This is a genomic window from Comamonas thiooxydans, assembly GCF_000964545.1.
GTDB lineage: Bacteria > Pseudomonadota > Gammaproteobacteria > Burkholderiales > Burkholderiaceae_C > Comamonas > Comamonas thiooxydans.
On record NZ_BBVD01000008.1, the window covers coordinates 18967 to 45904 of the forward strand.

Genomic DNA, 26938 nt, shown 5'->3' on the forward strand with positions numbered 1-26938 from the left:
GAAAAATAATCACCATTCAATCAAACATAACATGTACCTAAGAAAAGTAGAATTAGATAATATTGGTCCTATTGATCACTTAGTCATCGACACCATTATAAAAGACAATAACCCCATTCCGCTAATTATAGTCGGCGAAAATGGATCAGGAAAAAGCATATTACTGGCACATATAGTTAACTCACTAATGGCCAGCAAACAGGTGATATTTGATGATGTGGAAGTTGAAGAGGGAAAAGTATTTAAATTACGAACACCCAAATACATCAAATCCGGGAAAAGTCATTCTTATTCAAGAATAGATTTTGACTCCGGATTACATCTAATAGAATGGCAACTTTTATCATCTAAAAAAGATTTTTTAGAAAAATTCAACTACACGCCAGAAAATCCTTCTTGGGAGCAAATTCCTGAAGAAGAAACTAGTTTGTTTTCCGAAAACTTTCATAGTCAGCAAGACTTAGTCAGAGATTTACACGAAAAACAATGCTGCCTTTATTTTCCCGTTAATAGATTTGAAGAGCCATCTTGGCTAAACACACAAAATCTAAAGAACAAAGCCACCTACACTCATCTATTTCACACGAAAAGAAATTCCAACAGAGACCTTATTTGTATATCTCCTTTAAAGCAAAATAGAGATTGGCTTCTAGACCTACTTTTCGATAGACATGTTTTAGATTTCAAAATAGAAAATACACCGCACTTCTGCGATAATGATAAATAGCCAATAAATTTGCCTTTATTTAAAGGATTTGAAGGCCAAGCAGCCCGAATTTACTTAGAAATTTCAATAATACTTAAGACAGCACTAAACAAACCTGATGATGCAATTCGCTTTGGCGCGGGTCGAAGACATAATAGATTAATATCTATTATTAAAAATGAAAAGCTCTGGGTGCCTGATCTTTTTCAACTCTCAACTGGTGAAGTTCTTCTAATCAACCTATTCTTATCTATCATTCGAGATTTTGACTTAAGCAAAAATGAGATAAATCAGCTTTCGGATGTCAAAGGGATAGTGGTTATCGATGAAATTGACGCCCACCTGCACACAATTCATCAACGAGAAATACCTCCTAAATTATTAAAGCTTTTTCCAAAAGTTCAATTTATTATCACCTCACACTCCCCGTTATTTTTATTGGGAATGGATGAGTGCTATGGAGCAGATGGCTTTCAGATAATAAATATGCCAGATGGCAAATCTATTTCCTCAGGAGATTTTTCAGAATTTCAGGTAGCATTTGATGCGTTCAGAGAAACAAAACAACATCGTGATGCTATAGATAAAATTCTGGCACAAAGATCAGCTCCCATTGTTTATGTCGAGGGCGATTACGACATTCGCTATTTAAATAAAGCAGCCAATTTATTCAAAAAAGAAGAACTTTTATCCAAGATACATCTAAAAGATGGTGGAGGCTTCGGTAATTTAGATAAAATCTGGAGATCATATGACAATGCGCTTGCACACTTACCAGAATGCAAGATAGTATTACTATATGATTGCGATCAGGAAAGAAAGTCTGAAAATAAAGGAAAAATTTATCGTTCAGCGATGAAAATCGTTGAAGAAAACCCTATACAAAAGGGTATTGAAAATCTATTTCCTGAAGAGGCAATCAGTAAAGCCGAGAATTTCAAGCCAGAATTCATTGATGTTTTTGAAGCCTCTCGAAAAAGAGAGCGGGGAATTATCACGGATGCACCTCTTGTCAAAAAAGTTAACAAGGATGAAAAAGGGAATCTCTGCGACTGGTTGTGTAGTAACGGAACGGAAGAAGACTTCAAGTATTTTCTTACAGTGCTTGAGCAAGTTGAATCCATTCTGAATTCACAGAATTAAAAATTCTCTAATCAGATTAAATATTTTTCAAGGTGCAAGAAATTGCACCTTTTCTTTTATCTAAATAAATTATTCAACCACTTTTATCTTCACGTCCGCCTAGCGTGATCTAGGTTCTTACCCTCCCGGCCGCCTATTGCAGTGCGTAAGAACGCTGCGATAGGCCCTCAAAGTCTCATCACGGAGCGCCAGCATGTCCAAGTCCAATCTGGCTTTATCTCCCTTTACCTCCCGCCGTCACGCTCGTTGACGGAAAACCTTGCACCACCAGCAGCGAAGTCGCTTTGCACTGCGGCTAGCAACATCTGCACGTCATGGAGCGCACTCGAGCCCTCATCGCAGACCTGCCGCATGAGCGCCAATTGGATTTTCGACTGGTTGATTACACGGATGCCAAAGGCGAGAGTCGCCCCGTCTACCGCATCACCCACTACGGCCTGCGCCCAGCACCGCGAAAGGCAGGTGACGCTGCCGGTGTACCCCGGCCAGCACCCCGCGCCTGCACCAGCCTTGCCAGCCACGCAGCCCGATGAAGGCCTGCGGCGCATGACGTTCAGGTAGCCTGCTCTGAAGCCCGACGCGCTTTGCCATGCAAAAAGCCCCTGACAGGGGCTTTTGTTCAGTCCTCTGCCTTGGAGGGCCAGAACATCTCTCGCACTTCGGGTGCGTAGTACGGCAAGACAAGCACCGCACCAAATAGTGCAAAGCCCAAGGCCGATGTCGCGTTCCCCAGGCCGGACAGCACAATCGGCGGACTGAAACAGGCGACGACTACGGTCGCAACAGAAGACCACAGGGTAAACCGAGGCGCCCATGCTCTGAACCGCAGCAGGCCGTAAAAAGCAATGAGGCCGAGCACCACGAGCACCGAGAGCGCCAGCAAGAAAATCCAGTCCGTGGGGCCGACTTCCGACTGCATCAAAAGGCTCTGGGAAAGATCGGTCAGCTCATGGGGCACCAGATCGAAGCCATATTCCGCCAGCATTCCGAATAACGGGATGCCCAGCGAAGCGATCACCAATGCGCGATACGTCGATTTGCCCATACCCTCTCCAAGTTGCTATGGGTGAATCGTACTACCGCCCTTCCCGCCCTACCTGTTCTTAACAATCTGCACCGCGGATGCGGCAGGCCCCGTGTGGCACCGGCGAGGCGCTGGCAAGCACCTCAGACTACGCAAAACCTGCGCAGTTAAACGGGCCGCGGCCCGTCCGCCAGCCGGCGCAGCAGCTGGAGCTGTTCGCTCTGGATGGTGATGAGCTCACTCCACTGCGTTTTCTGCAGCTCGTCGATTTTTTGGTGCAGCAGCATGATTTCCAGCTCGGCCTTGAGGTTGACTTCGTAGTCGTGCTCTCCGCGAATGCGGTCCTTGTCTGCCTGGCGGTTCTGCGACATGAGAATGATGGGCGCCTGTATGGCCGCCAGCATGGACAGAAACAGGTTCAGCAGAATGTAGGGATACGGGTCGAACGTGGAGCCGCGCGCCCAAAGCAAAAAGGCGTTGAGGCCCACCCAGACCAGCATGGTTGCGCAAAACAGCGCCACAAAGGCCCAGGAGCCGCCAAAGGTGGCGACGGCATCGGCTGCGCGCTGGCCGAAGGTGGGCGGTGTCTGATCTAGCTCCTGGTCCACATTGCGTGAAATGTGCTTGCGCCGGGCAATGTGCTGGGCGACCTTGAGCGCTCTGGCGTCCAAGGTATCTGCGGAGGCACCAAACAGCCTCTTCGCAACGGTATCCGTATTGAGCATGGGACTTCCTTGTCATCCGAAAGATGAGGACATTGTCTGGATGCTACCCAAGCCTGGAGCTTGCCTTGCGCCCTGTCGCGCCGCCGCCACCGTCATGCGGCAACAAGCACAAGCGGGGGAATGCTTGAATATTGACGCCAGGTGTTGCAATGGCTGCCTTCGAGTGTGAGTATGGGTAGGCAATCGTTCGGATTGCGTAGCTACCGCTGATGCCCAAGGAGGCTGAAAATGTTCAAGCACATTCTGATTCCGACAGACGGCTCGAAACTCTCCGAAGCCGCGCTGCGCGCGGGCATGCAGTTGGCCAAGGAGCAAGGCTCCGAGGTGACGGTGCTTTATGTGATGCCGGACTATTCGGCCTTGATGTATAGCGGCGAGGGGATGGTGGCCTACAACCCCAGCGAGATGCGCCGGGACGCCGAACTAACGGCCGACACAGTGCTAAAGGCGGTGCAGGACATTGCCAAGGCCGAGGGAGTGGACTGCAAGTTGGAGCGGACGATGAACTTTTCGGTGCACCAGGCCATCATCCAACAGGCCAAGGACAGCCACTGCGACCTGATCTGCATGGCGTCCCACGGTCGCAAGGGCCTTGCCGGCATTTTGCTGGGCAGTGAAACCCAGCGCGTGCTGGTGAACAGCGGCATTCCGGTGCTGGTGCATAGGCCTGTGGTCAAAGAGGTCCGAGCCGATTCCCACTGAATTTCAGGCCTTTTCTTGCCCATCAAAAAAACCGCTTGAATACCTACTTCTGGGTGTTGCATCAGCCGCCCCGGAGTGTGAGTATGGGTTTGGCAATCGTTCGGATTGCGTGGCAACCCCACAGGCGCTGGCGCGCAAGGAGGCTGAAAATGTTCATGCACATTCTGATTCCTACGGACGGCTCGAAACTATCCGAAGCCGCGCTGCGCGCGGGCATGCAGCTGGCCAAGGAGCAAGACTCCCAGGTGACGGTGCTGTATGTGATGCCGGACTATGCCGCCTTGATGTACAGCGGCGAGGCGATGATGACCTACAACACCAGCGACCTGAACAAGGACGCCGAGAAAACGGCCGACAGGGTGCTGCAGGAGGTGCAGGACATTGCCAGGGCCGAGGGGGTGTATTGCAAGACTGCGCGAGCCATGAACGCCTCGGTGCACAAGGCCATCATCCGGCAGGCCGAGGAAAGCCACTGCGACCTGATCTGCATGGCATCGCACGGCCGCAAGGGCATTGCCGGCATTTTGCTGGGCAGCGAAACCCAGCGCGTGCTGGTGAACAGCCACATTCCGGTGCTGGTGCACAGGCCTGTGATCAAAGAGTAAAACTGCTCACCACCCGCGAATGGCGGCGATCAAGCCGCCCAAGCCTGCGGCTGTGGTGCCCAATGCGGCCAGCACATAGGCCACTGCGATACGGCGGACATGGCGGTCTGCGGCGGCGGCATTCAATGGTGTGGTGACGGTCACTTTGGAAAGCATCATCGGCGCTCCGATCCTTGGGCTTTCAAGGGATGGGAACGAAAGCCTCAGTCGGTCTGAACGCCTGGGGCTTTCACCTTTTCTGCGGGCTTGGTCAGTGGGTCGCCAGCAGTTGCCTGTCCACCTGCACCTGCCCTATCAAGGCATTGACCTGGGCGTCTCGGCGTTCGACCAGGCTGACCAGCACTCCAACCACGCCCGCGCTTGAAGCAGCAAGGGCTGGCACCACTCCCAAGCCATGTTGCAGTACGAGTTGGGCACTTGTGCGGGCATTCAAACGGAGCGCCATCGTGCAGACGCCGGGCAGGACGGTGCACGAAAAGGTCTTGGTAAAAATAAGATTTTTCTTATTTTTTCGCATAGCCATTGATTACATACTTCACGCAGCTTTGACTGGATTTTTAATCTCCTCGGATATTCACTGATAGGATGCCAAATGCCAAATGCCAAATGCCAAATGCCAAATGCCAAATGCCAAATGCCAAATGCCAAATGCCAAATGCCAAATGCCAAATGCCAAATGCCAAATGCGCCGAATAATGTTGTGTTGGCTGGTGGTGGTGGCCTTGATGGGAATCTCGTCTCAGGCAGAGGCACAGTCGCGGTGTACTGTAACTGGTGGGGGGGCTCCAAACGTTGACGTTCGATGGCCCGGGAGAGCTCATGGTGCCTCGTGATGTACCGAATGAGACTCTGGTCTTTACTGACATTAAGCCACTCTCCAAAGACATCCGCTTCACCTGCAACACCAGTACAACCCTGTATGGGATACTCGCCGCTCCTGCGCGAGGACCGACTCCAGTAGATTCGTCTTACTTTCCTACCGGTACACCTGGACTGTCGTTTCGAATAAAGGCGCGAAACGGGGGCGTCATAACTCCTCCGATAGAGGTTGAAGCCGGTCAATGGGAGCTGGTCAACAACATGACACTGGAACTTCTCAAGACTTCGGCATTTGATCCCAGCGGCCAGATTAAAGCAGGCGAGATCGGAACCCTAAAGATTGGACCCGATATCCTCGTCACATATAGACTGGCCCAACCCATAAACTTTATCGCAGGCTCCTGCGAGAGTCCGGACGTGAACGTTCCCATGGGGGATGACTATATTTCGTCCGATTTTGATGGACCAGGTACCCGTACCATACCGGTCTCCTTCAACCTGAATCTAAACCGATGCCCACCTGGAATGGGCAAGGTCAATTACACCTTTGTTGCGTTGACAAAGGTCATTGACGCCAGTCAGGGAATCGTCGGGCTTAATAATGGATCAGGCGCCATTGGAGTCGGGCTTCAAATCAGAGACGGCAATGACGTACCTCTTGCTTTGGATACTCCCCATACATTTACAGGCTACGACTCCCGCCAGGGCGGTAGTTTTCAGATCCCGCTGAAGGCGAACTATTACCGATTAACAAACGAGCCTAGATACAAGCCTGGAACCGCAAATACAGAGCTGATATTCATCATGAGCTACTTGTAGGCTACCGACTCCAAGATTTGAAGTCCTTCAGGGCTTGAGTCGGCGGCCGAGCTCCACCTGGGCGAAAAACGCGCTGGCCAGCTTCAATATCTCGCTGGGCCGGCGCAGTTCCTTGACCCGCGCTCCAGTTCCTTCATGCGCTGAAGCTCGCCGGTCGTGGTGCCTTCGCGTACGCAGGCATCGACCTCGGCACGCTTGACCCATTCGTTCAAGGTCTGCGACACGCAGTCAATCCTGGAAGCGATGGATTCGATGCTTGCCCACAGTGATGGGCCCTCCCCGATGTAGCTCCTGCACCAGCCTCACCGCGCGCTCGCGAACCTCGGGGGAGAGCTTGTTCGAGCTCTTCATGGCTTCATCTTCCCAGGTGCTGAAGCCTCCTTGCTAGCTCGAACGCAGCAGCGTTGCCAGCCGTTGCTCGATCCACAAGGCCGTAGCGCCCAGCTCTGCACCTTGCAAATTGAGCATACGCACGGCTAACGGCGGAAGCTGCAGTTCCGCGCAGTCCAGTGCCACGATGCGGGGCTCAATATCGGGTGCTTGGGCAATATTGCGCGGCAGAATTCCCCAGCCTATGCCGTCGGCCAGCATGTCGGCAAGCACGTAGAAGCTCTCCGAGCGCCAGATGCTCGGACTGATCACGAGGTCTTCAACACCCTCGATGTGCATCACCAACTGCCGGTGAGAGGCCAGGTCCTCGCGCTTGATTCCATTGCACTTGGCCAGCTCGTGGTCGCGCGATACGAACACCATCTGAGGTACGCCAGCCACATAAGTTTGAGCAAACTGAGCGCCTGCCGGGCCTCGGTCAAACTGAAAGGCAAGCTCAGCTCGACCTGATTGCACCTGGCGTGCGACTTCTGCCGCCGTGCCATTGAGCAGGGTCAACTCCAAAGCCGGGAACTGGTGCGCCAGCTCCTGCAGCAGCCTGGCAATCGGCGGATAGGGCAAGGCTTCGTCGATAGCCACGCAAAGCTTGGCTGTCTGGCCATGCGACAGCTTGCGCGCGCGCAGTTCTAGCGCCTGGGCCTGATTGAGCAAGGCCCGTGCCTCCAGCAGGATGACTTCGCCAGCCTGCGTGAGTCGCACCGACCGGCCTACACGATGAAACAACTCCAGCCCGAGATCCGCCTCCAGCAGTCCCATGGCCATGCTCACTGAAGATTGGGTTCGGCCCTGGCGCCGAGCGGCCTGGGTCATCGAGCCACAGTCCGCCACGGCAACGAATTGGCTCAAACGTTCTAGTGTCCATTCCATAGATCAATTTTACTGATTGATCTGAACTTTTCTCAAACAAAAAATTGATTGATCATTGGCAACATGGTCGCTTCAAGCGGCCTCTCCAACCATTGAACGAAAGAATCCATGACGACATCCATTCAGCTAAGACCATTGGAGCGCGACGATTTGCGCTTTGTGCACCACCTGGATAACAACGCCAGCATCATGCGGTACTGGTTTGAAGAGCCTTATGCGACCTTTGATGAACTGACCAGCCTCTACGACTCACATGTTCACGACCAAACTGAACGTCGCTTTGTAGTCGAGCATGAAGGGGCCCGAGGGGGGCTGGTTGAGTTGGTGGAAATCGACCTGGTACACCGCCGAGCGGAGTTCCAGATCATTGTTGCGCCTGATCAGCAGGGCAAGGGGATTGCCACTCGTGCTACTCGCCTGGCGCTTGACTATGGCTTCAAGGTTCTCAATCTGCACAAGATCTTTTTGCATGTGGACAAGGAGAATGCCAAGGCTATCCATGTCTATACGAAGCTTGGCTTTCAGCCGGAAGGTGAACTGGTCGATGAATTCTTTGCCAACGGCCAATATCGAAGCGTGTTGCGCATGTATTTGCTGCAGAAAAGTTACCTCAACAAGGAATGAATCATTGAGGAGCCTCTGGGCTCAGTAGTTCATTGCGCCGGTAGTTCATTGCGCCGGCAGTTCATTGCATCAGCAGTACTGGTGTCTTGCGGCACATGCCAACGTCGCTGGCAATGGCTTGACCATGGCTTTGCCGCACCGGGCCGCCTGGGCTTGGGGGTCTCCCGCCGATACATCCGATAGACACCGAGCTGCTCGAATTGCAGCACCGCGGTCGCCAGCGCAGCCGCCTGCCACGCGCTATGAAAAGCAAAGCAGCCACCGCCAGCCCAGCAAAGCTATCGACATCAAACTAATTTAAAACGCAGTCAGATCAAGCGCAACGTGCTCACAAATTCATATATAGAAAGCACAAAATTATTTATAGATGAATCAAAAATCGATATTTAAATACATCTATGTATTGAATAAGCATACAGACAACAATGAAGTCGCCTGCTGTCGCATGCAAGCAATGCTTTAGAGACAAAAATAATTCATAGATTTACATGTTTTGACCAAAACACTAATATCTATGCATGCCACGCCAGAACACATCGCCCGCAGACTACCCGCAAGCCGTACTCCAGCAGATCGAGCAGCTTGCGCAGAACATCGTCATCGCCCGTAAACGGCGCGGCGAGTCGCAGGCGCAGTGGGCCAAGAAGCTGGGCATATCGCAGCCCACCATGGCGCGCATAGAGCGCGGCGACCCGTCCGTCGCCATGGCCTCGTATGTGATGTGCATGTGGCTGGTCAATCAGGCCGGCGGCCTGGCCGACCTGATCGCGCCGCAGAACGACCATGCGGCGCTGGAGAAGGAGGTCGCGAAGATTGACAGCAAGCGCAAGAGCAGCGCTCCCAAAAAGAACAAGCCGTCAACGGCGGCAACGAAAGCTGCATCGCCTCAGCCATCGACTTCAGAAACGAAAGGCTTGGCTGGACTGGTTGAACGGATGGCCAGGTACGCTTTAGAGCAAGAGATGCAAGCTCAGGGCGACAAAAAGACAGCTGCAGCAGCAGGACTAGCCGCTCTCATGAACAAATCAACGCCTCAAAAGCTATGAGCCTGCCCATCAACGCCGTCTCGCCACGCACCTACGTGCCGCAAGACCAGCTCTATGTGTGGGCTATGGTCAACCCTGCGGCGCCCACGCTGGTGGGCGAGCTCAGCCTCTCGCAGCTGGTGGCAGACTGCGCCACTTTTACCTACACGCAGGACTGGTGGAACTTTGCGCTCAGCGAGGACATGCCCATCGTCCAGGGGCAGATCTTCAGCACGGGCGAGAGGAACACGGCCCCCGGCGCAATCGACGACGCCCGCCCCGACCGCTGGGGCGAGCGCATCATTCGCCACATCGACCGGCCTGCCCGCCTGTCCATTCTGGAAATGCTGCTCTTCGCGGGCGACGACCGCTTTGGCGCGCTGGGCGTGTCGACCTCGGCAGAGCAGTACATTCCGCGCTACCTCGGGCCCTATCCGCAGTTGAAGGATCTGGCCCAACTCGCCGCCGCGGTAGAAGACGTGCAGACCCAGGCCCCGATCACCGCAGAGATACAGCGCCTTATCCAGCCCGGCGTCACCCTCGGCGGCGCGCGGCCCAAGGCATTGCTGCAGACGGATAACGGCCCCTGCGTCATCAAGTTCAGCGAGCTCGACGACCCCGTGGACACCCCGCTCATCGAGCACGCCACCATGACGCTGGCCGCACAGGCCGGCATGTATGTGGCCGACACCGCCGTGCTGCCACTGCCGCCACGCTACGGCAAGGCTCGGCACGCTCTCACCATCGAGCGCTTCGACCGCCTGGGCCCCTACCGCGTGCACTGCCAGTCCGCCCACACCGCCCTGCGCGCTGCGGGGCTGGAGCAAAGCTACAGCAATCTGGCCACCATCCTGCTGCGCCTGGGCCACCCGGACCGGCAGGCCGCCATGCGCGAGGAACTGTTCAAGCGCATGGTCTTCAACATCCTCATGGACAACACCGACGACCATGAGCGCAACCACAGCATCAGCCTCAATCTGGCAGACGGCTACTACGACCTCACGCCCGCCTATGACGTGGTGCCCAGCCTGCAAAACCTTGGCTATCAGGCACTCGTGGTGGGTACCGCAGGCTCCGAATCCAGCCTGGAAAACGCACTCACCCAGATCAACGAGTACGGCATCAAAATGCCCCGCGCCATCGAACTGATACGGCAGATGGCCGCTGCCGTCGATCGCTGGGCCACGCACTTTACTGCGCTGGGGGTCAGCAAGTCCGACATGGAGCTGCTCGCCGCCAGCATCGACCGCGATGCGCTCAGATCGCAGAGACAGGCCTTTCTGTAAAAGCTAAGCACCTCTCACCTCAACAAAAAGCCCGCAAGGTTCCAGACCTTGCGGGCTTTCTTGATTCCCAAGGAATCTTGATGACCGACACCTCAGACCGCGAACAATTGCTTCGCAGCTAAGCAGAGGCATCAGAGATAAGAAAAATCTTCAAAAAGACAAAGAAAGTAATTTTTTCTTCAGTGAAGTCGGAAAAATTTTGTTTAGCATTTGCCAAATAACTTTTTTCCTCAAGGAACAGATGGCACATCACCGTAAAGTGGTTATGCACATCTACGTGAGCGCCTGAGCACAGGGGCATTCGAGCCGTCACAACCTGCCAAAGTCTACCCTGTCCAGAAATTTGTGCGACTGTCTGACTGCGTGCAAGTACCTGAACACGCCGCTCCTGCCTCCGATGCCAGTGCATTGGAGCATCTGCTCTTCGCCCTCAAGCATGAAGAGCTGGATCTGCAAGCCGCGATACTAGCCCTCAAAATCGACCCAGTACCACTGGTGGAGCAATTTTCACAGGCCACCAGCAGCAGCTATCTCCAGCAAGCCTGCTTCCTCTGGGAAATAGCCAACCAGCAAACTTTGAATGCACCACCAGCCAAAGGTGCGACCAAGCCGCTATTTGACCCCAATCTATTTCTCACCGGCCCATCGAGCAAATACACCCGATGGCGCGTGGACTTCAACGGCATAGGTTCCATACAGTACAGCCCCACCGTCAGACTCACCCCTGAAATCAAGGCTCTGCTGGCCGAAGATATCCTTGGTCAGGCCCGCGAGTTCATCCAATCCATGGACCCCGACATGGTCGAGCGCGCGGTGCGCTGGGCGTATCTCAGCGAGACCGAAGGTTCATACGCGATTGAGCGCGAAGCGCCTACAGGCAACCGCACAGAAGCATTTGCCAAGCTTCTTGCTCGCGCTCATGAAGAGATCCTTCTCACTGAAGAATATCTGGTCGAGCTTCAAAATCTCACCGTGCAATCGGCCATGGATCAGGCAGTGGAGTACCGCAAACAGCAAAACTGGCTGCGACGTGACAGCAGCATCACCTACGTACCGCCAGCACCTGAGCACCTCCTCCCCGTAATGAAAGGCCTGCTCACACTGGCCAACCAAAAAGACAACAGCATCCATCCACTGGTTCTGGGATCGCTGGTCAGCTTTGGATTTGTATTCGCCCACCCCTTCATGGACGGAAACGGTCGCCTATCGCGTTTCTTGTTCCACAAAATTGCCTGCCGCAATGCCAATTTACCCAACGGTCTGGTACTTCCCATCTCTACAGCGATGGCACGCCATGAAGGCCACTACCTGAGGGCCCTCAAGTCCTTCTCTGCCCCCGCGCGCGACCTATGGACAGTGGCCAAAGTCTCAGACCTGGAGTACGACTGCGCCTTTGACGGCTCACCCGAGATCTACCATTTCTGGGACGCCACACAGTGCGTGCAGTTTGGCCTGGAGATGGCCAAAGAGGCACTCCAGCGTGACCTGCATGAAGAAGTTCATTTCCTCGGCCGATTTGATCGTGTGTATTCACGGCTCAATAAAGCCATTGACATGAACAACAACCTCATGAACCTGATCACAAGACTACTCGTGCAAAACGATGGCGCTCTGTCAATCAGCAGGCGAAAAATGTTCATAGCCAAAGGCTGCACAGAGGAGCTACTGAACGAAGCCGAACAGATTGCTCAAGAAGCGTTAAACGAAGAAAGCCCAGATTAAGGATGCAATCAATGGAACAGCCCGCACACGCGGGCTTTTTTTTTCACCAAGGAGTCTTGACGACCGATACCTCAGACCGCGACGAACTGGGGCGACTGGCGGGCGAGCAGGCCATCAACAACTATGTATCGGCCCTCAGGTCCGCGATGGACCTGGCCGTGCTCGACAAACTGCTGAGCGAGAACCGCCCGACCCGTTCGACTGTGAGGAAGTGGAGAAAATCATTGACCACGCGCGCACCAACTTTGCGCCGACGGTCGCCAACTTGATCGCGTTTCGATTCTTCTCAGGTCTGCGCACCAGCGAGATGGTGACCCTGCGCTGGCAAAGCATCGACTGCAACAAAATGCAGGTGCTGATCCCACAAGGCGGCCTGCGCAAGCAGGCCAAGACGAACAAGGCCCGCCTCGTCAGCTTGAACAGCCGGGCCCTGGATGCATTGGAAAGACAAAAGGAGCAGACCCCCGAGGGCGCAACTCGGCAACGTGGCCGGGGACGTCATGCGCCAAACCACACCCAAGGACTCACAGACGGTCTTTGTGGAACCGACGCATGGAGAGCCCTGGGCTGACGAGAAGCGGTTTCACAACCCTTTCTGGGTGCCGGTGCTCAAGGCCCTGGGCATTCGTTACCGGCTGCCCAACCATATGCGCCACACCTATGCGACGATGCTGCTCATGGCAGGTGCCACGCCGGCCTACGCAGCCAAGCAGATCGGGCATTCGGTAGAGATGTTGTTGAACGTCTATTCCAAGTGGCTGGACAACGGTCAGGGGAATATAGAGCAGGCGAAGCTGGAGTCCTTCATCGGACAAAACTCCCCAGGAACTCCCCTGCAAAAACAAAGATAGCCATAAGTCTTTGTTTTAGAAGAATAAAACTGGAGCGGGTGATGGGAATCGAACCCACGTTATTTGCTTGGGAAGCAAGAGTCCTACCATTGAACGACACCCGCGTCTGCGACGAAGCCACGACTGCAGCTGTCTTCGACACGCTCACAGTTCCAGGCTGCGAGCTTGGGCTATCGTACATCAAGGCTGTGTAGCCTCCGTTCAAAATCGGAGCATTTAGGCAATTTTTTGCCTCGGAGTTTCCCCGAAAGCAGGGTTTTGAGGACCAGCCTTTCTTCCTCGTTGTTAGGGACACTCCGGTCACGACTGCCTAGCCTCAAATCACATGGGTAAAATTGTGCGGGATCAAAGAGCCTGCATTCAACTGCTGCTCCAAGCGTCGAGCAAAGTCCTGGTCCTGGAGCACGCAAGTCTCGCTACGGGCAAACAGGTTCCTCGCGATTTACGCTTGACCAAGATCTTCAATAATTTCTGTAAATACTGGCCAAGTACTGACCGCCCCTGCCGAATCATGCCGCTTTGCTTCTGCGATTTTTTCCTGCCCGCTGACCGCCGTGCCTTGTCTGAAGCACAGGCGGCTGGACGATGGAAGCCGGCTCGCGGAGTTGCGGCATGACGGAGCAGCAGCTTTATGACCTGGCTCCTGCGCTGGAGCTGATGGCTTTCGGTCTGGTGCTGGCCCTGGGGCCCTTGTGCTGGGTCTGGTGGCGCAGTCGCGGCACCGGCCCCGGCAAACGTCTGCAGGCCCTTTGCGTGCTGACGCTGTTCCTGACCTTCGATCTGGTCTTGTTCGGCGCCTTCACACGGCTGACGGACTCGGGCCTGGGTTGCCCTGATTGGCCTGGCTGCTATGGCACGGCCAGCCCTATCGCAGCACATGCCCAGATCTCCGAGGCGCAAGCTGCCATGCCGACCGGCCCGGTCACCCATGGCAAGGCCTGGGTGGAAATGATTCACCGCTATCTGGCGACCACGGTCGGCGTGCTCATCATTGCCATGACGGTCATGAGCTGGAAGCAGGTACGGGCCGCCAGGCGCAAGGGCCAGCATGCGTCTTTCAGCGGCGCGGCCAACCCCTGGTGGCCAACTCTGGCTCTGGTATGGGTCTGTATACAGGGCGCTTTCGGCGCCTTGACGGTCACCATGAAACTGTTTCCGGCCATCGTCACGCTGCATCTGCTGGGCGGTACCGGCTTGCTGGCCTTGCTGGCCATTCCTGCATCGGGACTGAGCCAGCAGCAGGCCGGTCGCTCTGCGGCCCCGATTGCCGGACGCTTGCGCATCGCGCTATGGCTGTGTCTGGCGCTGCTCATCGTCCAGGTCAGCCTGGGCGGCTGGGTCAGCACCAATTACGCCGTGCTGGCCTGCACGAGCTTCCCTGGCTGCCAGGGCAGTTGGTGGCCGGCCATGAATTTCGCCGAAGCGCTGCAGATCTGGCGCCCTCTGGGCATGCTCAAGGACGGCAGCCACATCAGCTTCGAAGCGCTGACCGCGATCCACTACACCCACAGGCTGGCAGCCTATGTGGTGGTTCTGGCACTGGCCAGCCTGTGGTGGGCATTGCGTCATGCCCCTGCACTGGCCAAGCAGCGCCGGCTGCTGGGATTTTTTGCGGTGCTGCAAGTTCTGACAGGTCTGTCCAACGTGGTGTTGGACTGGCCCCTGGTGGCGGCCGTGCTCCACACCGGTGGAGCCGCGGCCCTGGTAACGATTGTGGTCTGGAGCCTGGCCGTGACGCGTAGCCATGCCGTCACCGCCCCCGACCCTGAAATGGCGCACCGCCCTGTCTGAGGCATAGCGCAAAAGAGTGATTGCATGAGTCAAAGTGAAGCCTTGTTGAACAACACCTCGCGAATCAGCCAGTTCTACGCGCTGACCAAGCCGCGCGTGGTGCAGCTCATCGTGTTCTGCGCCCTGATCGGCATGGTGCTGGCCGTACCCGGCTGGCCCACAGCCAATCAGTGGATCCATATGGGCGTCGCCTGCGTCGGCATCTGGCTGGTGGCGGCTGCCGCTGCGGCCTTCAACTGCCTGGTGGAACGTCATATCGATGCCAAGATGAAGCGCACATCATGGCGCCCCACGGCGCGCGGCGAACTCTCCAGTCAGCAGGCACTGGCCTTCTCGGCCATTCTCTGCATGATTGGCGCCACGATCTTGCTGGTCTGGACCAATGCGCTGACGATGTGGCTGACACTGGCCACCTTTGTCGGCTATGCGGTGATCTACACCGTGGTTCTCAAGCCCGCCACGCCACAGAACATCGTGATCGGCGGAGCTTCAGGCGCCATGCCACCCGTGCTCGGCTGGGCCGCCATGACAGGCAATGTCGGCCCCGAGGCGCTGATTCTGTTCCTCATCATCTTCCTCTGGACTCCGCCCCACTTCTGGGCCCTGGCCCTGTACCGCGTGGAGGACTACCGCCAATCCGGCCTGCCCATGCTGCCCGTGACCCATGGCAGCGAATACACACGCCTGCAGATTCTGCTCTACACCGTTGTGCTGTTTGCGGCCGGTCTGCTGCCCTTCATGTACGGCATGAGCAGCTGGCTGTATCTGTTCGCGGCTGTCGTTCTGGGTGCAGGCTTCATCGCCTATGCCGTGGCCCTGTACCGCAATTACTCGGACGAGCTGTCGCGCCGCACATTCCGTTTTTCACTGCTTCACCTGAGCCTGCTGTTTCTCGCCCTGCTCGTGGATCACTACCTGTTCATGGCCTGATCTTTCAAGCCCTGCCATTGCAAAAGCCCGGCTCGCCGGGCTTTTCTACGTCTGTCGGAAAGTGATCTTCCCGTGCGTTCCGAGTCTAGGTTTGAGTGCGGATTCAATGGATCTTGTGCAGCCCTGCCAAACCCCGGGCTCCGTGCCCAGGGCGCAACGTACCGCCGACGGCTCAACGGCGGCCTGGCCGGACACCCACTCTGATCACCCCGATCACCAAAAAAGGCCAGCCCCGACTACAGGGCTGGCCTTGAGCCTGCATCCGGCAGACCTAATCAAGCGTCCATTTACAGACCCTTGAGCAGCTTGCCGTTCACCTCCTTGCCGTACATGGAGTATTGGCCATGGTGCTTTTCGGCCGTGGCCTGCAGATTGCCGTTGAAGCGCGGATCCTGGCCACGCTCCTGGCTGTTGATGAAGGTCGCCACATCCCAGGCTTCCTGATCGCTCAGCGTTGCATTGCCGTAGGGCATGTTGTTCTTGATGAAGTTGGCCGCCTTGTCGATGTCATGCATGCCGGCACCCCAGTTATAGGAGTCCTTGCCCCACAGCGGCGGGAACACGGCCACATCGCCGACAAACTGGCCCTTGCCGTCTGCTGCGTGGCATAGCGCGCACTTGGCTTCATAAACCTTGGCACCGGCTTCATAGGTGGGAGTCTCTTCGGGCTTGCCCGCCTTCTTGAAACCTGCACCGGGCAGCTTCTCGCCCGTGGGGGCCTTCTGTGCCATCCAGTAGGCATAGGACTCCAGTGCCACCAGAACGTCATGACCGTCGTCCGGTGCCTTGCCGTTCATGGAGTACATGAAGCAGCCGCGCACGCGCTCGGCAAAGGTGTCCACATGGTCGGTCTTCTTGCGATAGGCCGGGTACATGGGGTAGGCCCCCCACATGGGGGCTGCGCCCTTCAAGCGACCCGCGTCAAGGTGGCAATTGGTGCAGCTCAGCGGGTTGCCCGAGAAGCCCACGGCATTGACCGGCGTGCGTGTGAAGATCGCTTCGCCACGGCGTACCCACTCGCCCATGGGGCCTTCCGGATAGTCGCTGACGCCGGGAGGTGTGAATTCGCCGGGCTTGGCTGCCACGGTCACGGCCTTGGCGTCTGCAGCAGGCGCAGCCACCTTGGCTGGTTCTTCAGCCTTCTTGGGGCTGCTGATGCTCATGCCATACCAGAGCGCGCCGCCCAGACCGGCGAACAGGCAGGCCACCACCGCGTATTCAGCGAGATTGGAGCTTTTGGAAGCAGTTTGTTGTTTGTCCGACATTGTCAACTCCCGAACTCTTAAGGCTTGGCGGTTGCTGCGGCAGCAGCGGGGTTGTGCAGGCGCTGGTAGTACGCAGCAACGGCCTTGACGTCATCAGCCGTGAGCTTCTTGGCCACAGCCCCCATCAGACCCAGTGGGCCGGCCTCGCGCTGCCCCTTGTTCCAGGCATCGATCTGACTTTGCATATAGTCGGCAGATAGATGGCCGATGGCCGGAAAGTCCTTGCCCACGCCCACGCCACCGGGGCCATGGCACTGCGCACAGGCAGGAATGCCGTCAGCCCAGCGACCACGCTCGACCAACCAGGCACCGCTATCGTCGCTCTTGCCGGGCAAGGCACCACGCACGCTCTTGATAGGCAGTTGCAGGCTGGCGTAATAGACGGCCACATCGGCGCGTTCCTGCTCGCTCAAGGCCTTGGCCATGGGAGCCATGACAGCGGACTGACGGGCTCCAGCCGCCAGCTGGTTCAGCTGACGCTCCAGGTAACCGGCGTGCTGGCCCGCCAGTGCAGGGAAGCCAGGCTGGCCCTCGCCCTTGGCACCATGGCAGGTGACACAGGCAGCCGCACCGCCGGCCGAGCCGGACTGAGCTATCTTTGCACCGGCAGCGACATTGCCGTTCAATGCAGCCTTGGCGGCAGCAGGTTCTTGCGCCCAGGCGCTGGTCGCCATCAGCATGGAAATGCCGACAGCCACCCACGACCGGGGCAGAGTCTTTGTGTTCAAGCGATTCATCTTGGGAATGGAGGTTTAAGCGGCTCAGATCTGCCGCACATCAGGCGTGTGCTGAACGCCGACGTCTGACCTGGAATGTCACGAGCCAAAGCAGCCCAATGACAGCAAGCACATTGCCCGAAGATACTTATAGAAGATTAAGAGCCAATTAATGCTGCAAACAATTGGCCCCCCAATCTGACTAATCAGTAATCAGGCGGCGCAGCACAGGACTTCACCGGCAGGCATAAACGCACCACCAGCCCTGTCGCCGCTTCTGGCGCCAGGCCGTTGTGCACCTGCTCGAATGCATAGCCCTTATGCTGCTGCCACTGGGCCAAGGGCAGCAGCTCCAGCTCACCGTCGCTGCACTGTGCAATGCGCTGCACTATCGCCAGCCCCAGACCGCTGCCATGGGCCTGATGCTGCTTGCGCCAGAAGCGCTGGGTCGCCACGGCACAGTCCTCGCTGCTCAGCCCGGGCCCATGGTCAATCACCGTGAACTCCACATAACCGGCAGGATTGACAGGCATCGTCTGTGGCTTGTCGCCGCCGACCTGCGCCAGCTGCGGAATGTGGCGCAGGCCGAGCAGCACCGCAGAGTCGTCCGGCTCGCCACTTGCCTGCTGCCCATAGCGCAAGGCGTTTTCCATCAGATTGCGCAATGCCGACACCAGCAGGGGCTGAGGCACGGCCACACGCAAGTCCTGCAGCCTGGCGTCATTCAGGGCTTGCTGAGGCAACCAGCGCAAGCGCAGCGAGCCTGAAGGAATGGCCGTGGCGGCCAATCCCCAGGCTTTTTCCAGAGCCTCCCACGCACAGGCGGGCTCGCTACCGCAGGCCATGGCGCGAGAGCCTCCTGCACCTTCGCTCACCGGCTGGCAATCCAGCCTGGCCAAGAGCAGCAATTGCTCCAGCGTGTGCTGCAAATGCTCCACGCCCTCCCCCGCCTGCTCCAGCGCCTGCCGGGTCATCTGCCACTGTGCGGTCTCTGAAATCGGCCTGGGCGCAGCATCCTCTTTGCCAGCGCCGGGCTGATCCCTCAAAGCGACCATCTGAGACCCCGCATTGGCCACCGCCATCTGCGCCACCTGTACATGGGTTTTGACGGCAGTCAGCGGAGTGCGCAGCTCATGGGCGGCATCGTCGCTCCAGCGACGTTCGCGCTCAATGGCTTTGTGCACGCGCTGCAGCAGGTGATTGATGGTCTGCACCAGTGGCGCCAGCTCCTTGACCTGCCTGCCTTGCGCCACGGGCGAATCATCTCCGGGCGGGCGCTCGCTCAACTCCTGGCGCAGCGACTCAAGGGGGCGCAGGCCGCGTGTCACCCCCCACCACATCAACACCATGCTGGCCAGCAGCGCCAGCACAAAGGGCAGGATGATGGTGTAGGCGAAACCATGTATCAGCCCCTCGCGCACATCGATGCGGTCGGCCGTGGCAATGCGCACGCCATGCTCCTCAAGCACATAGGTACGCCAGGGCTTGCCGCCTTTGGTGATGCTCGAGAAGCCCAGCGGCAGCGGCCCCTGGAAGCTGGGCGCACCCGCAGTGCGAGCCAGCACCTGAGAATCGGTAGGCTCGGCCGCCTGCTCGGAAGCCGTATCTGCGGAGTCCTCGGCGCGGCCGGTCTTTGCAGTTTTGGCGCGCGGTGCATCCAGCGGAGATGCAGGAATCAGTGCCGGGCGAGCCGCCTTGCCGCTCGCCTCGTCCGACACAGCATCTGCATCCGGATCCATAACATCATGCGTAGGTGCGGTATGCACTTCGCTGCGAATCATGCTGACCTCGCAAGCCACACCATCACGTGCCACCACATTGAGCATGGGACCCCAGTCCTCGGGACTGGTGTTGTGCGGCTTGAACTGGTGAACAATGCCCGCCACCATGCGGGCCGATGCAATCAGCCGGTCGTCGAGCACGGAACGCAGCTCATGCCTCATGTCGGCAAACATCCAGGCGGCCACACCGCCCCATAGAGTGCACAGCGCCAGGCACAGCCAGACCAGCAAACGGACCCGCAGGCTGCGCATCAGCAACTGCCTCCCTGCACGCGCCCTAATCTGAAGCCCACACCACGCACGGTCTCCACCATGTCCGAGCCCAGCTTGCGACGCAGATGGTGCACATGCACATTGACCGCGTTGCTTTCCACATCAAGGCTGTAGCCATAGAGGCTGTCGCGCAGTTGCTCCAGGCTCAGCACTCGCCCGGGCGACTGCAGCAGCGCGCGCAGCAACGCCCATTCACGACGCGACAGGTCCACGATGCTGCCCTCCCGTATGGCCTGGCCAGCGGCCAGATCCACTTTGACATCGCCCAGCACAATCCAGTCCACGGTACGCCCCGCCGCCCGTCGCAGCAGCGCATGCAGCCGTGCCGCCAGCTCGTGCAGATCGAAGGGCTTGACCAGATAGTCGTCAGCTCCGGTCTGCAAGCCTTCGATGCGCTGGTCCACTGCATCACGTGCGGTCAGCACCAGCACCGGCAGCTCCAGCCCCTGACGGCGCCACCGCGCCAGCAGATGCAGACCGTCCTCATCGGGCAGACCCAGATCCAGCACACATACATCGAAGTGGGAGGATTTGAGTGCCGCATCAGCCTGGCTGGCGCAACCCACCACGTCCACGCCAAAGCCCTGTAGCTGCAGGCCCGCCTTCACCCCGCTGGCGACCAAAGCGTTATCTTCCACTAACAGCACATGCATTTTTTCACTGCGCAACCGCCACCCTCACCATCACATCCGGAGATGTGAGTACCCGTTACGCGCCTTGTTTATCCGAAGCGGTCGAGCATCGCAGATTTGTCTTTTCGCAGCGTTAACCCCTGCTTAATCCCTTGCGCCCAAGATGCGGGCTGCCTCATCCAAGACACTCAGCCACCACCATTCATGTCTCTTCGCTCTGCCGCAGCCCTAGCTCTGCTTTCAGTCCTGCTGATGGGAATGACTGCCTGGGCACAGCCGCTGACCCTGCCCGGCCTGAGTGCCGACAAGCCCGCTGCGCAACCCGAAGTCCTGACTGCCGAACAGGCTTTCGAGCTCGTCCACACCGAGCAAAGCGCCATCCAAACAGAGGCTGACGGCCGCCGCCTGCTGGAGCTGCGCTGGAACATTGCTCCTGGTCACTATCTCTACCGCGACCAGTTGCGCCTGCTCGATGCTCAGGGTCAGCCAATACCGCTGCAGATTCCTGAAGGTCGGACCCTGAGCGATGCCTTCTTTGGCCGTGTGCAGGTCTTTCACCGGGAGTTGCGCATTCAGGCCACGCTGCCTGAACGGCCGGCGCAATGGCCGCTGGAGCTGCAATGGCAGGGCTGTGCCGAGATAGGCATCTGCTACCCGGTACAGCAGCAGAGCATCAGCGCCGCTCAAGCAGGCATGGACGGGAATGCGGATGCCCCGACTCCTGCCCTTGGCGAAGGCAATACCGAAGCAGCTCAACCCGGCTTGTTGCAGGCACTGGCCTTGCCCGCCAGTGTGCGGATAGGCCCTCTCGCTCTGCCCACCATGGCTCTTGCCGCATTTCTGGCATTGTTTGCCAGCCAGTGGTGGGCACGGCTCAGGCAGCGGCAAAGCAATCAGCCTGTAGAGACTGTGCTGCTTCACGCCACGCTTGCCGGACTGGTGGCGGCGCGCACGGCCTACGTCGTGCAATGGTGGCCCGAGTACTGGGGGCCCGTGAGCGCATCTCCCGCCAGCGTGCTGCAGATTCTGGATATTCGCGACGGTGGCTGGAACCTTTGGGCCGGACTGCTGGTGGCGATTCTCTGGGCAGCCTGGAGCTGCCGCAGCCATGCACTCCTGAAACGTGGCGTGCTGCAGTCCCTGGGTGTGGGTGCGTTCATCCTGATGGCAGCTTACACATTGCGAAATTGGGTTGAGCCTTCAGAGTCTTCACTCCCCTCTCTGACGCTGGTCAGCGCTGCCGCTCAGCCCACGGATCTGCGCAGCTACGGCGGTCAACCGCTGGTCATCAACCTCTGGGCCAGTTGGTGCCCGCCCTGCAAGCGCGAGATGCCGGTACTGGCCCAAGCGCAAAAAGACCATCCAGGTGTGCGTTTCATCTGGATCAACCAGGGTGAAGACGCCGCTGCAGTGCTGCGCTATTTGCAGTCCATGCCTCTACCCCCAGCCCAGGTGCTCCTGGACCCTGAGCAGCTCGCCGGTCAGCGCTGGCAGCAGCGCGCCCTGCCATCCACCTATTTCTATGACGCGAACGGACGCCTGCGGTCCACGCGTACGGGGGAGCTCTCCCGCGCAAGCCTGAGCGAGCAGTTGCGCATCATTGCGCCTCCAACACAGGCCCCATGACTCAAGATGGACAAAGGTTTATCGTGCCACGTTTACAGCCCCTGTCACGCCAATTGATGGCGCTGATCCTCCCCATCTTCGCTGCAGCCGCAGCCACCGTAGTCGCCGTGGCCTATACCCGCGACGTGATTGCCGCCAGTGGCGCTGCAGCAAGCGGTGCGGCAAGCAGCGACCTGCCCTCAGCGCAGTTTCTCGCCGAGCAAGGCCTGCAGATCGTGGGCCCCATGCAAAGCGCCGGCGGCCTCAAGGCCTGGGCCGCCTACCGCGACCAGCAGCCCATCCCCATCTACCGCATGCCTGACGGCAAGCACTGGGTGATTGGCACCGTCATCGATGCCCAGGGCAAGGACGTCAACGCCAAAGCCTTGCACAACGCCGTGCAAAAGCCCATGGGCCAGGAGTTCTGGACCGATCTGGAGCGTACACACTGGATTGGCGACGGCAAGCCCGATGCCGCCCGCATCGCCTATGTGTTCACCGATCCCAACTGCCCTTATTGCAACCAGCTCTGGCGCGATGCCAGGCCACTGGTGCAAGCTGGCCAGTTGCAGTTGCGCCATATTCTGGTGGGCATGCTGCGCCCCAGCAGCGAAGGCAAGGCCGCCGCCATTCTGGCCTCCAAGGCACCCGAGCAGGCTCTTGCCAGCCATGCCATGGCCTATGCCGACGCTCATGGCAAGAATCCCGATGTCCTAGGTATTGCACCGCTGCAGCGCATCCCCCTTTCGGCCCGCGATGCACTAGCCAACAACGCCGCGCTGATGAACAACGCAGGCCTGCGTGCCACACCCGCGACGATCTGGAAGAATGCCCAGGGGCTGGTGCAGATCCGCACCGGCATGCCGCCCGGGCTGCTGGACGAGTTGATGGACAAAGCTCCCGCCAAGTCGCCCGCACATTAGGATTCCAGTCACCGCATAGCCCCTGCACAGAATTTGCAAGCGGCTATCATCGCGCTAGCAAATCTGCCCCAACACCATGAGCCGACCTGACTGGAACACCCTGCTGCCCGCCCTGCGCCCCAGCACCCGCATCGTGCTGCACGCACCCAGCACGCAAGCACTGGTCCGCGCACGCGGCAACTTCAAGAACCTGAAAGCCGCCAACCCCGAGTTGGAAGTCTGGATTGTCGTCAATGCCCAGGCCGTGCAAGCCGTGCTGGACCAGCCGGACGACATGGGTCCTGCTCTGGCACATGTGCTGCTGTGCCCCAACACGCTCAGGAACGCCGGCATCAGCGCACCGGACAATATTCAGGTGCTGCCCATGGGCGCCGTCGAAGCCATCGCCCGCATGCAGCAGGATGGCTGGACCTATATCCGCAGCTGAGCAGGCTGTGCTCGGCACTGCAGAGCCGTGCGCACTCCGGGCTAAAGACCCCAGTCCTTGAGCGCAGGCAACGCCAGCTGGGTTGCGGCATAGCCTTCATCGATGGACTCGCGCCCCCGGTAGAAGTCCATCAGCCCGACATGCGAGAGGCGCGGAGCAATCAGCACCTCGGCCGGGTCACCCGCCATGCGGCTGCGGGTGATGCGCATCTGCATGATGTTGACACTGGCCATGACCACATTGACCAGCGAGGGCACAGGCACAGAATCCCCGTCCTCGGCATCGCCCTCCCCCTTGCGGCCCCTGCGCATGACGGATGAGGACAATGTCTTCACGCTCGTCATGCTGCGCATCCATGCGCCCGCCCAACCGAGCGGTGAGCCATTCGCCGCCAGCGCTTCAGGAATCTGGCCCAGCGGCACCGGAGGCTCTTCCTCATCCAGATGCAGCTGCGAGACCCTGAGCTCGCGGGAATGCAGGTTGATTTCGCTCTCGCTCATGTCAACGGGCTTCATATGCCTGCGCATAATGTCGGCATTCAAATCGACGGCGATGACGATGTCCGCACCCATGGCGCGCGCCAGCGACACCGGCACCGGGTTTACCAGACCGCCATCGACCAGCAGCCGCCCCTCTCGCATCACCGGAGTGAACAGGCCGGGCAAGGCGATGGATGCGCGCACGGCTTCGGCAATCGAGCCCTTGCGCAGCCAGACCTCGGCACCTGTCTGCAGATCGGTGGCCACGCAGCCGAATGGCGTGCCCAGTTGCTCCACGGTTTCCTGGACGAAATTCTCGCGCCAGAACTCGATGATCTTCTCGCCCTTGAGCAATCCGCCGCCCAGATTGAAGTCCATGAAGCCGAAGACCTTGCGCTTACCCAGGCCCAGCACCCAGCTCTCGAAGGCATCCATTTCGCCGGCGGCATAGGTTGCACCGACCAATGAGCCAATGGAAGTGCCGCAGATGATGTCGGGGCTGACACCGGCCTCGCGCAGCGCGCGCAGCACGCCAAAATGCGCCCAGCCTCTTGCGGAGCCGCTGCCCAGGGCCAGGCCCACAACGGGTTTGCGTCGCAATTTGTTCATGTAGCCCCCTTGCTGCTTCTACAGTCGACTCAACCGGGCTGCTCGCCCCTTAGCAGTGCCAGCATGCCAGCTTCGTCCAGCACGGGCACGCCCAGTTCCTCGGCCTTGGCCAGCTTGCTGCCCGCCTCGGCCCCAGCCACCACATAGCTGGTCTTTTTGCTGACCGAACCCGAGACCTTGGCACCCGCCGCCTCCAGCATATCCTTGGCGGCGTCGCGGCCCAGCGTGGGCAAGGTGCCGGTCAGCACCACGGTCAGGCCGGCCAGAATCTGAGGCGCCTTCTCGGCTGGCTCGCCTTCCTCCCAATGCACGCCGCAGGCGCGCAACTGTTCCACCACCTCGCGGTTATGGGGCTGGGCAAAAAAGGTGTGAATGCTGTCGGCCACCACCGGCCCGACATCCTTGACTTGCAGCAACTCCTCCACGCTGGCGTCCATGATGGCGTCGAGCTTGCCGAAATGCTTGGCCAGATCCCTGGCCGTGGATTCGCCCACATTGCGAATGCCCAAGCCAAACAGAAAGCGCTGCAGCGTGGTGCTCTTGGATTTTTCCAGGGCTGCCAGCACGTTCTGGGCGGATTTCTCGGCCATGCGATCCAGCGCCGCCAGCGAGCTCAGGCCCAGCCTGTAAAGGTCAGGCAGCACGCGCACCACCTGGGCATCCACGAGCTGATCGACCAGCTTGTCGCCCAGACCTTCGATGTCCATGGCACGGCGGTGGGCAAAGTGCAAGATTGCTTCCTTGCGCTGTGCGCCACAGAACAGGCCGCCCGTGCAGCGGTGGTTAGCCTCGCCTTTTTCACGCACCACCTCGCTGCCGCAGATGGGACAGGTCTTGGGCATGCGGAAGTTGGGCACATAAGCCGGCCGCTCGCCCGGCACCCGTCCCACCACCTCGGGGATCACGTCGCCCGCACGGCGCACTATGACCTGATCGCCCACGCGCACACCCTTCTTGCGGATGTCGAACAGATTGGACAGCGTGGCATTGGTCACCACCACACCGCCCACCTGCACAGGAGCCAGGCGGGCCACGGGCGTCAGCTTGCCCGTGCGCCCCACCTGCACATCAATGGCTTCCATGAGCGTAGGCATCTCCTGCGCCGGATATTTGTGCGCCACGGCCCAGCGCGGCTCTCGCGACTTGAAGCCCAGCTGACGCTGCAGGGCCAGGCTGTTGACCTTGTAGACCACGCCGTCGATTTCATAGGGCAGATTGGCGCGCTCGGCACCGATGCGCTCGTGAAACGCTACCAGTTCAGAAGCACCCAGCGCAATACTGACTTGCGGTGCAACCGGGAAGCCCCAGGATTTCAAAGTCTGCAGCATGGCGTAGTGCGTGCCGAACTCCGGCCCGCCCTGCTGCGGCGGCGTGATCTCGCCCAGACCATAGGCGAAGAACGACAGCGGACGCTGGGCCGCGATATTCGAGTCGAGCTGACGGACCGATCCGGCCGCCGCATTGCGCGGATTGGCAAAGGTCTTGGCACCTGCGGCCTGCTGGCGCGCGTTGAGCTTGTCCAGATCGGCCTTGGCCATATGCACCTCGCCTCGCACCTCCACCACGGGGGGTACATCGCGGCCTGCGGACAGGGTCAGTGGAATCTGGCGAATGGTACGGATATTGTGCGTGACGTCTTCCCCCACCTCGCCATCGCCGCGCGTGGTGGCCTGCACCAGGCGACCGTTTTCATAACGCAGATTCATGGCCAGGCCGTCGAACTTGGGCTCGGCCACATATTCGATGGCTGCAGCGGACTCATCCAGCCCCAGCTCCTTGCGCACACGCTGGTCGAAGGCAATGGCACCCGTGGCCTCGTTATCGGTCTCTGTCTGGATGCTCAGCATGGGCACGGCATGGCGAACCGGAGTCAAACCGTCCAGCACCGCACCGATCACGCGCTGCGTGGGAGAGTCCGGCGTAACGAGTGCGGGGTAAGCCCCCTCCAGTGCTTCGAGTTGCTGATAGACGCGGTCATATTCCCCGTCGGGAACCGTTGGCGTATCGAGCACATAGTATTCATGTGCCCACTGGTTGAGCTGGGAGCGCAACGCGGCGGCCTTGGCCATCACGCTTTCAGGAACCCCATTTTTGACAACTGCTGGCGCTTTCTGGCCCTGGGGTTCAGCGGAAAAAAGGTCTAAATTCTCGGTCATGCTCTGCCCGCTGGATATTCAAGGTCCGGGATAAAAAAGGCCA

At 58.4% G+C, this 26938-nt stretch carries 27 protein-coding genes, 1 tRNA gene and 1 pseudogene; 16 read left to right on the forward strand and 13 right to left on the reverse strand.

The features are described 5' to 3' along the window. The first annotated feature begins 31 nt into the window (after positions 1 to 31). Complete coding sequence (locus Cth01_RS13505; protein ID WP_072248250.1) at positions 32 to 727, forward strand: AAA family ATPase; 696 nt, start codon at positions 32 to 34, stop codon at positions 725 to 727. A 9-nt stretch (positions 728 to 736) separates the two neighbouring features. Beyond that, positions 737 to 1849: an AAA family ATPase gene (locus Cth01_RS13510; RefSeq protein WP_233425168.1), complete on the forward strand. Its 1113-nt coding sequence runs from the start codon at positions 737 to 739 to the stop codon at positions 1847 to 1849. 619 nt (positions 1850 to 2468) lie between these two features. Here the strand turns inward: Cth01_RS13510 and Cth01_RS13515 are convergent. Beyond that, complete coding sequence (locus tag Cth01_RS13515) at positions 2469 to 2894, reverse strand: hypothetical protein (RefSeq protein ID WP_045839452.1); 426 nt, start codon at positions 2892 to 2894, stop codon at positions 2469 to 2471. A 146-nt stretch (positions 2895 to 3040) separates the two neighbouring features. After that, positions 3041 to 3598, reverse strand: a complete 558-nt coding sequence (locus tag Cth01_RS13520; RefSeq protein WP_045839453.1) for a DUF1003 domain-containing protein — start codon at positions 3596 to 3598, stop codon at positions 3041 to 3043. Between the two features lie 228 nt (positions 3599 to 3826). On the opposite strand from Cth01_RS13520, the gene Cth01_RS13525 reads away from it, so the two are divergent. Continuing rightward, positions 3827 to 4300: a universal stress protein gene (locus tag Cth01_RS13525; protein ID WP_012838626.1), complete on the forward strand. Its 474-nt coding sequence runs from the start codon at positions 3827 to 3829 to the stop codon at positions 4298 to 4300. 149 nt (positions 4301 to 4449) lie between these two features. Next, positions 4450 to 4905 carry a universal stress protein gene (locus tag Cth01_RS13530; protein ID WP_045839454.1) on the forward strand — a complete coding sequence of 152 codons (456 nt, stop codon included), beginning with the start codon at positions 4450 to 4452 and terminating at the stop codon, positions 4903 to 4905. Between the two features lie 6 nt (positions 4906 to 4911). On the opposite strand, the gene Cth01_RS13535 is transcribed toward Cth01_RS13530, so the two are convergent. Both Cth01_RS13535 and Cth01_RS13540 read right to left on the reverse strand, forming a co-directional pair. Beyond that, positions 4912 to 5064: a hypothetical protein gene (locus Cth01_RS13535; protein ID WP_156160276.1), complete on the reverse strand. Its 153-nt coding sequence runs from the start codon at positions 5062 to 5064 to the stop codon at positions 4912 to 4914. Between the two features lie 91 nt (positions 5065 to 5155). Continuing rightward, positions 5156 to 5428 carry a hypothetical protein gene (locus Cth01_RS13540; RefSeq protein WP_045839455.1) on the reverse strand — a complete coding sequence of 91 codons (273 nt, stop codon included), beginning with the start codon at positions 5426 to 5428 and terminating at the stop codon, positions 5156 to 5158. A gap of 296 nt (positions 5429 to 5724) precedes the next feature. Here Cth01_RS13540 and Cth01_RS13545 point away from each other — a divergent pair, with 296 nt between their 5' ends. Next, positions 5725 to 6543 (forward strand): fimbrial protein, encoded by an 819-nt coding sequence (locus Cth01_RS13545; RefSeq protein WP_233425169.1) that lies wholly within the window; start codon positions 5725 to 5727, stop codon positions 6541 to 6543. A 19-nt stretch (positions 6544 to 6562) separates the two neighbouring features. On the opposite strand, the pseudogene Cth01_RS13550 reads toward Cth01_RS13545, so the two are convergent. Then, positions 6563 to 6894, reverse strand: a pseudogene (locus Cth01_RS13550) (transposase); the annotation flags it as partial. 33 nt (positions 6895 to 6927) lie between these two features. Beyond that, a complete protein-coding gene (locus Cth01_RS13555; RefSeq protein ID WP_045839456.1) occupies positions 6928 to 7800 on the reverse strand; it encodes a LysR family transcriptional regulator in 873 nt (290 codons plus the stop codon). A gap of 108 nt (positions 7801 to 7908) precedes the next feature. Here Cth01_RS13555 and speG point away from each other — a divergent pair, with 108 nt between their 5' ends. The 6 genes from speG (at position 7909) to Cth01_RS24295 (ending at position 13308) form a co-directional block, all read left to right on the forward strand. Beyond that, positions 7909 to 8424 (forward strand): spermidine N1-acetyltransferase, encoded by a 516-nt coding sequence (gene speG / locus Cth01_RS13560; RefSeq protein ID WP_034354104.1) that lies wholly within the window; start codon positions 7909 to 7911, stop codon positions 8422 to 8424. Positions 8425 to 8942: 518 nt separating this feature from the next. Continuing rightward, positions 8943 to 9470 (forward strand): helix-turn-helix transcriptional regulator, encoded by a 528-nt coding sequence (locus Cth01_RS13565; protein ID WP_045839457.1) that lies wholly within the window; start codon positions 8943 to 8945, stop codon positions 9468 to 9470. Further along, positions 9467 to 10735: a type II toxin-antitoxin system HipA family toxin gene (locus Cth01_RS13570; RefSeq protein WP_045839458.1), complete on the forward strand. Its 1269-nt coding sequence runs from the start codon at positions 9467 to 9469 to the stop codon at positions 10733 to 10735. The genes Cth01_RS13565 and Cth01_RS13570 overlap by 4 nt, the downstream gene beginning before the upstream one ends. A gap of 363 nt (positions 10736 to 11098) precedes the next feature. Beyond that, positions 11099 to 12457 (forward strand): Fic family protein, encoded by a 1359-nt coding sequence (locus tag Cth01_RS13575; RefSeq protein WP_052703320.1) that lies wholly within the window; start codon positions 11099 to 11101, stop codon positions 12455 to 12457. Between the two features lie 211 nt (positions 12458 to 12668). Continuing rightward, on the forward strand, positions 12669 to 13028 hold the full coding sequence (locus Cth01_RS24290; RefSeq protein WP_232096793.1) for a tyrosine-type recombinase/integrase: 360 nt from the start codon (positions 12669 to 12671) through the stop codon (positions 13026 to 13028). Next, positions 12997 to 13308 carry a site-specific integrase gene (locus tag Cth01_RS24295; protein ID WP_233425170.1) on the forward strand — a complete coding sequence of 104 codons (312 nt, stop codon included), beginning with the start codon at positions 12997 to 12999 and terminating at the stop codon, positions 13306 to 13308. The genes Cth01_RS24290 and Cth01_RS24295 overlap by 32 nt, the downstream gene beginning before the upstream one ends. Before the next feature lie 30 nt (positions 13309 to 13338). Here Cth01_RS24295 and Cth01_RS13585 read toward each other — a convergent pair. After that, positions 13339 to 13412: transfer RNA gene (locus tag Cth01_RS13585), tRNA-Gly, on the reverse strand. A 508-nt stretch (positions 13413 to 13920) separates the two neighbouring features. Here Cth01_RS13585 and Cth01_RS13590 point away from each other — a divergent pair. Then, positions 13921 to 15099 (forward strand): COX15/CtaA family protein, encoded by a 1179-nt coding sequence (locus Cth01_RS13590; RefSeq protein ID WP_045839461.1) that lies wholly within the window; start codon positions 13921 to 13923, stop codon positions 15097 to 15099. Between the two features lie 24 nt (positions 15100 to 15123). Then, positions 15124 to 16029, forward strand: coding sequence for a heme o synthase (gene cyoE / locus Cth01_RS13595; RefSeq protein ID WP_003062379.1), 906 nt, complete (start codon positions 15124 to 15126; stop codon positions 16027 to 16029). 287 nt (positions 16030 to 16316) lie between these two features. On the opposite strand, the gene Cth01_RS13600 is transcribed toward cyoE, so the two are convergent. The 4 genes from Cth01_RS13600 to Cth01_RS13615 all read right to left on the reverse strand — a co-directional run bounded on the left by Cth01_RS13600 (position 16317) and on the right by Cth01_RS13615 (position 20717). Further along, positions 16317 to 17294, reverse strand: coding sequence for a c-type cytochrome (locus Cth01_RS13600; RefSeq protein ID WP_012838687.1), 978 nt, complete (start codon positions 17292 to 17294; stop codon positions 16317 to 16319). A gap of 17 nt (positions 17295 to 17311) precedes the next feature. Beyond that, positions 17312 to 18031 (reverse strand): c-type cytochrome, encoded by a 720-nt coding sequence (locus Cth01_RS13605; RefSeq protein ID WP_045839462.1) that lies wholly within the window; start codon positions 18029 to 18031, stop codon positions 17312 to 17314. Positions 18032 to 18216: 185 nt separating this feature from the next. After that, on the reverse strand, positions 18217 to 20043 hold the full coding sequence (locus Cth01_RS13610; RefSeq protein WP_072248251.1) for an ATP-binding protein: 1827 nt from the start codon (positions 20041 to 20043) through the stop codon (positions 18217 to 18219). Next, the gene (locus Cth01_RS13615) at positions 20043 to 20717 is read right to left on the reverse strand and encodes a response regulator (protein ID WP_003062385.1); all 675 of its coding nucleotides are present in this window, start codon (positions 20715 to 20717) and stop codon (positions 20043 to 20045) included. Before Cth01_RS13615 ends, Cth01_RS13610 begins: the two co-directional genes overlap by 1 nt. Before the next feature lie 237 nt (positions 20718 to 20954). Here Cth01_RS13615 and Cth01_RS13620 point away from each other — a divergent pair, with 237 nt between their 5' ends. The 3 genes from Cth01_RS13620 (at position 20955) to Cth01_RS13630 (ending at position 23651) form a co-directional block, all read left to right on the forward strand. Next, a complete protein-coding gene (locus Cth01_RS13620; RefSeq protein WP_045839463.1) occupies positions 20955 to 22322 on the forward strand; it encodes a prolipoprotein diacylglyceryl transferase family protein in 1368 nt (455 codons plus the stop codon). A 56-nt stretch (positions 22323 to 22378) separates the two neighbouring features. Then, positions 22379 to 23224 carry a thiol:disulfide interchange protein DsbG gene (gene dsbG, locus Cth01_RS13625; protein ID WP_052703322.1) on the forward strand — a complete coding sequence of 282 codons (846 nt, stop codon included), beginning with the start codon at positions 22379 to 22381 and terminating at the stop codon, positions 23222 to 23224. 76 nt (positions 23225 to 23300) lie between these two features. Beyond that, positions 23301 to 23651, forward strand: a complete 351-nt coding sequence (locus Cth01_RS13630; protein ID WP_034354121.1) for a DsrE family protein — start codon at positions 23301 to 23303, stop codon at positions 23649 to 23651. A gap of 41 nt (positions 23652 to 23692) precedes the next feature. Here Cth01_RS13630 and Cth01_RS13635 read toward each other — a convergent pair whose 3' ends face one another. Next, entirely contained in the window at positions 23693 to 24739 is a 1047-nt protein-coding gene (locus tag Cth01_RS13635) for a patatin-like phospholipase family protein (RefSeq protein WP_012838693.1), read from the reverse strand. A gap of 29 nt (positions 24740 to 24768) precedes the next feature. Next, complete coding sequence (gene ligA / locus Cth01_RS13640; RefSeq protein WP_034406052.1) at positions 24769 to 26895, reverse strand: NAD-dependent DNA ligase LigA; 2127 nt, start codon at positions 26893 to 26895, stop codon at positions 24769 to 24771. Between the last annotated feature and the right edge of the window lie 43 nt (positions 26896 to 26938).

What these genes read in the sequence shown, in the direction of transcription:
- Cth01_RS13590 (WP_045839461.1), top strand. Translation starts at nt 13,921, where the DNA reads ATGACGGAGCAGCAGCTTTATGACCTGGCTCCTGCGCTGGAGCTGATG.
- Cth01_RS13520 (WP_045839453.1), bottom strand. Translation starts at nt 3,598, where the DNA reads ATGCTCAATACGGATACCGTTGCGAAGAGGCTGTTTGGTGCCTCCGCA.
- ligA (WP_034406052.1), bottom strand. Translation starts at nt 26,895, where the DNA reads ATGACCGAGAATTTAGACCTTTTTTCCGCTGAACCCCAGGGCCAGAAA.
- Cth01_RS13570 (WP_045839458.1), top strand. Translation starts at nt 9,467, where the DNA reads ATGAGCCTGCCCATCAACGCCGTCTCGCCACGCACCTACGTGCCGCAA.
- Cth01_RS13505 (WP_072248250.1), top strand. Translation starts at nt 32, where the DNA reads ATGTACCTAAGAAAAGTAGAATTAGATAATATTGGTCCTATTGATCAC.
- Cth01_RS13600 (WP_012838687.1), bottom strand. Translation starts at nt 17,294, where the DNA reads ATGTCGGACAAACAACAAACTGCTTCCAAAAGCTCCAATCTCGCTGAA.
- Cth01_RS13605 (WP_045839462.1), bottom strand. Translation starts at nt 18,031, where the DNA reads ATGAATCGCTTGAACACAAAGACTCTGCCCCGGTCGTGGGTGGCTGTC.
- Cth01_RS13530 (WP_045839454.1), top strand. Translation starts at nt 4,450, where the DNA reads ATGTTCATGCACATTCTGATTCCTACGGACGGCTCGAAACTATCCGAA.
- Cth01_RS13555 (WP_045839456.1), bottom strand. Translation starts at nt 7,800, where the DNA reads ATGGAATGGACACTAGAACGTTTGAGCCAATTCGTTGCCGTGGCGGAC.
- speG (WP_034354104.1), top strand. Translation starts at nt 7,909, where the DNA reads ATGACGACATCCATTCAGCTAAGACCATTGGAGCGCGACGATTTGCGC.
- Cth01_RS13525 (WP_012838626.1), top strand. Translation starts at nt 3,827, where the DNA reads ATGTTCAAGCACATTCTGATTCCGACAGACGGCTCGAAACTCTCCGAA.
- cyoE (WP_003062379.1), top strand. Translation starts at nt 15,124, where the DNA reads ATGAGTCAAAGTGAAGCCTTGTTGAACAACACCTCGCGAATCAGCCAG.
- Cth01_RS13535 (WP_156160276.1), bottom strand. Translation starts at nt 5,064, where the DNA reads ATGATGCTTTCCAAAGTGACCGTCACCACACCATTGAATGCCGCCGCC.
- Cth01_RS13565 (WP_045839457.1), top strand. Translation starts at nt 8,943, where the DNA reads ATGCCACGCCAGAACACATCGCCCGCAGACTACCCGCAAGCCGTACTC.
- Cth01_RS13515 (WP_045839452.1), bottom strand. Translation starts at nt 2,894, where the DNA reads ATGGGCAAATCGACGTATCGCGCATTGGTGATCGCTTCGCTGGGCATC.
- Cth01_RS13545 (WP_233425169.1), top strand. Translation starts at nt 5,725, where the DNA reads ATGGTGCCTCGTGATGTACCGAATGAGACTCTGGTCTTTACTGACATT.
- dsbG (WP_052703322.1), top strand. Translation starts at nt 22,379, where the DNA reads ATGGCGCTGATCCTCCCCATCTTCGCTGCAGCCGCAGCCACCGTAGTC.
- Cth01_RS13615 (WP_003062385.1), bottom strand. Translation starts at nt 20,717, where the DNA reads ATGCATGTGCTGTTAGTGGAAGATAACGCTTTGGTCGCCAGCGGGGTG.
- Cth01_RS13540 (WP_045839455.1), bottom strand. Translation starts at nt 5,428, where the DNA reads ATGGCTATGCGAAAAAATAAGAAAAATCTTATTTTTACCAAGACCTTT.
- Cth01_RS13610 (WP_072248251.1), bottom strand. Translation starts at nt 20,043, where the DNA reads ATGCGCAGCCTGCGGGTCCGTTTGCTGGTCTGGCTGTGCCTGGCGCTG.
- Cth01_RS13630 (WP_034354121.1), top strand. Translation starts at nt 23,301, where the DNA reads ATGAGCCGACCTGACTGGAACACCCTGCTGCCCGCCCTGCGCCCCAGC.
- Cth01_RS13635 (WP_012838693.1), bottom strand. Translation starts at nt 24,739, where the DNA reads ATGAACAAATTGCGACGCAAACCCGTTGTGGGCCTGGCCCTGGGCAGC.
- Cth01_RS13620 (WP_045839463.1), top strand. Translation starts at nt 20,955, where the DNA reads ATGACTGCCTGGGCACAGCCGCTGACCCTGCCCGGCCTGAGTGCCGAC.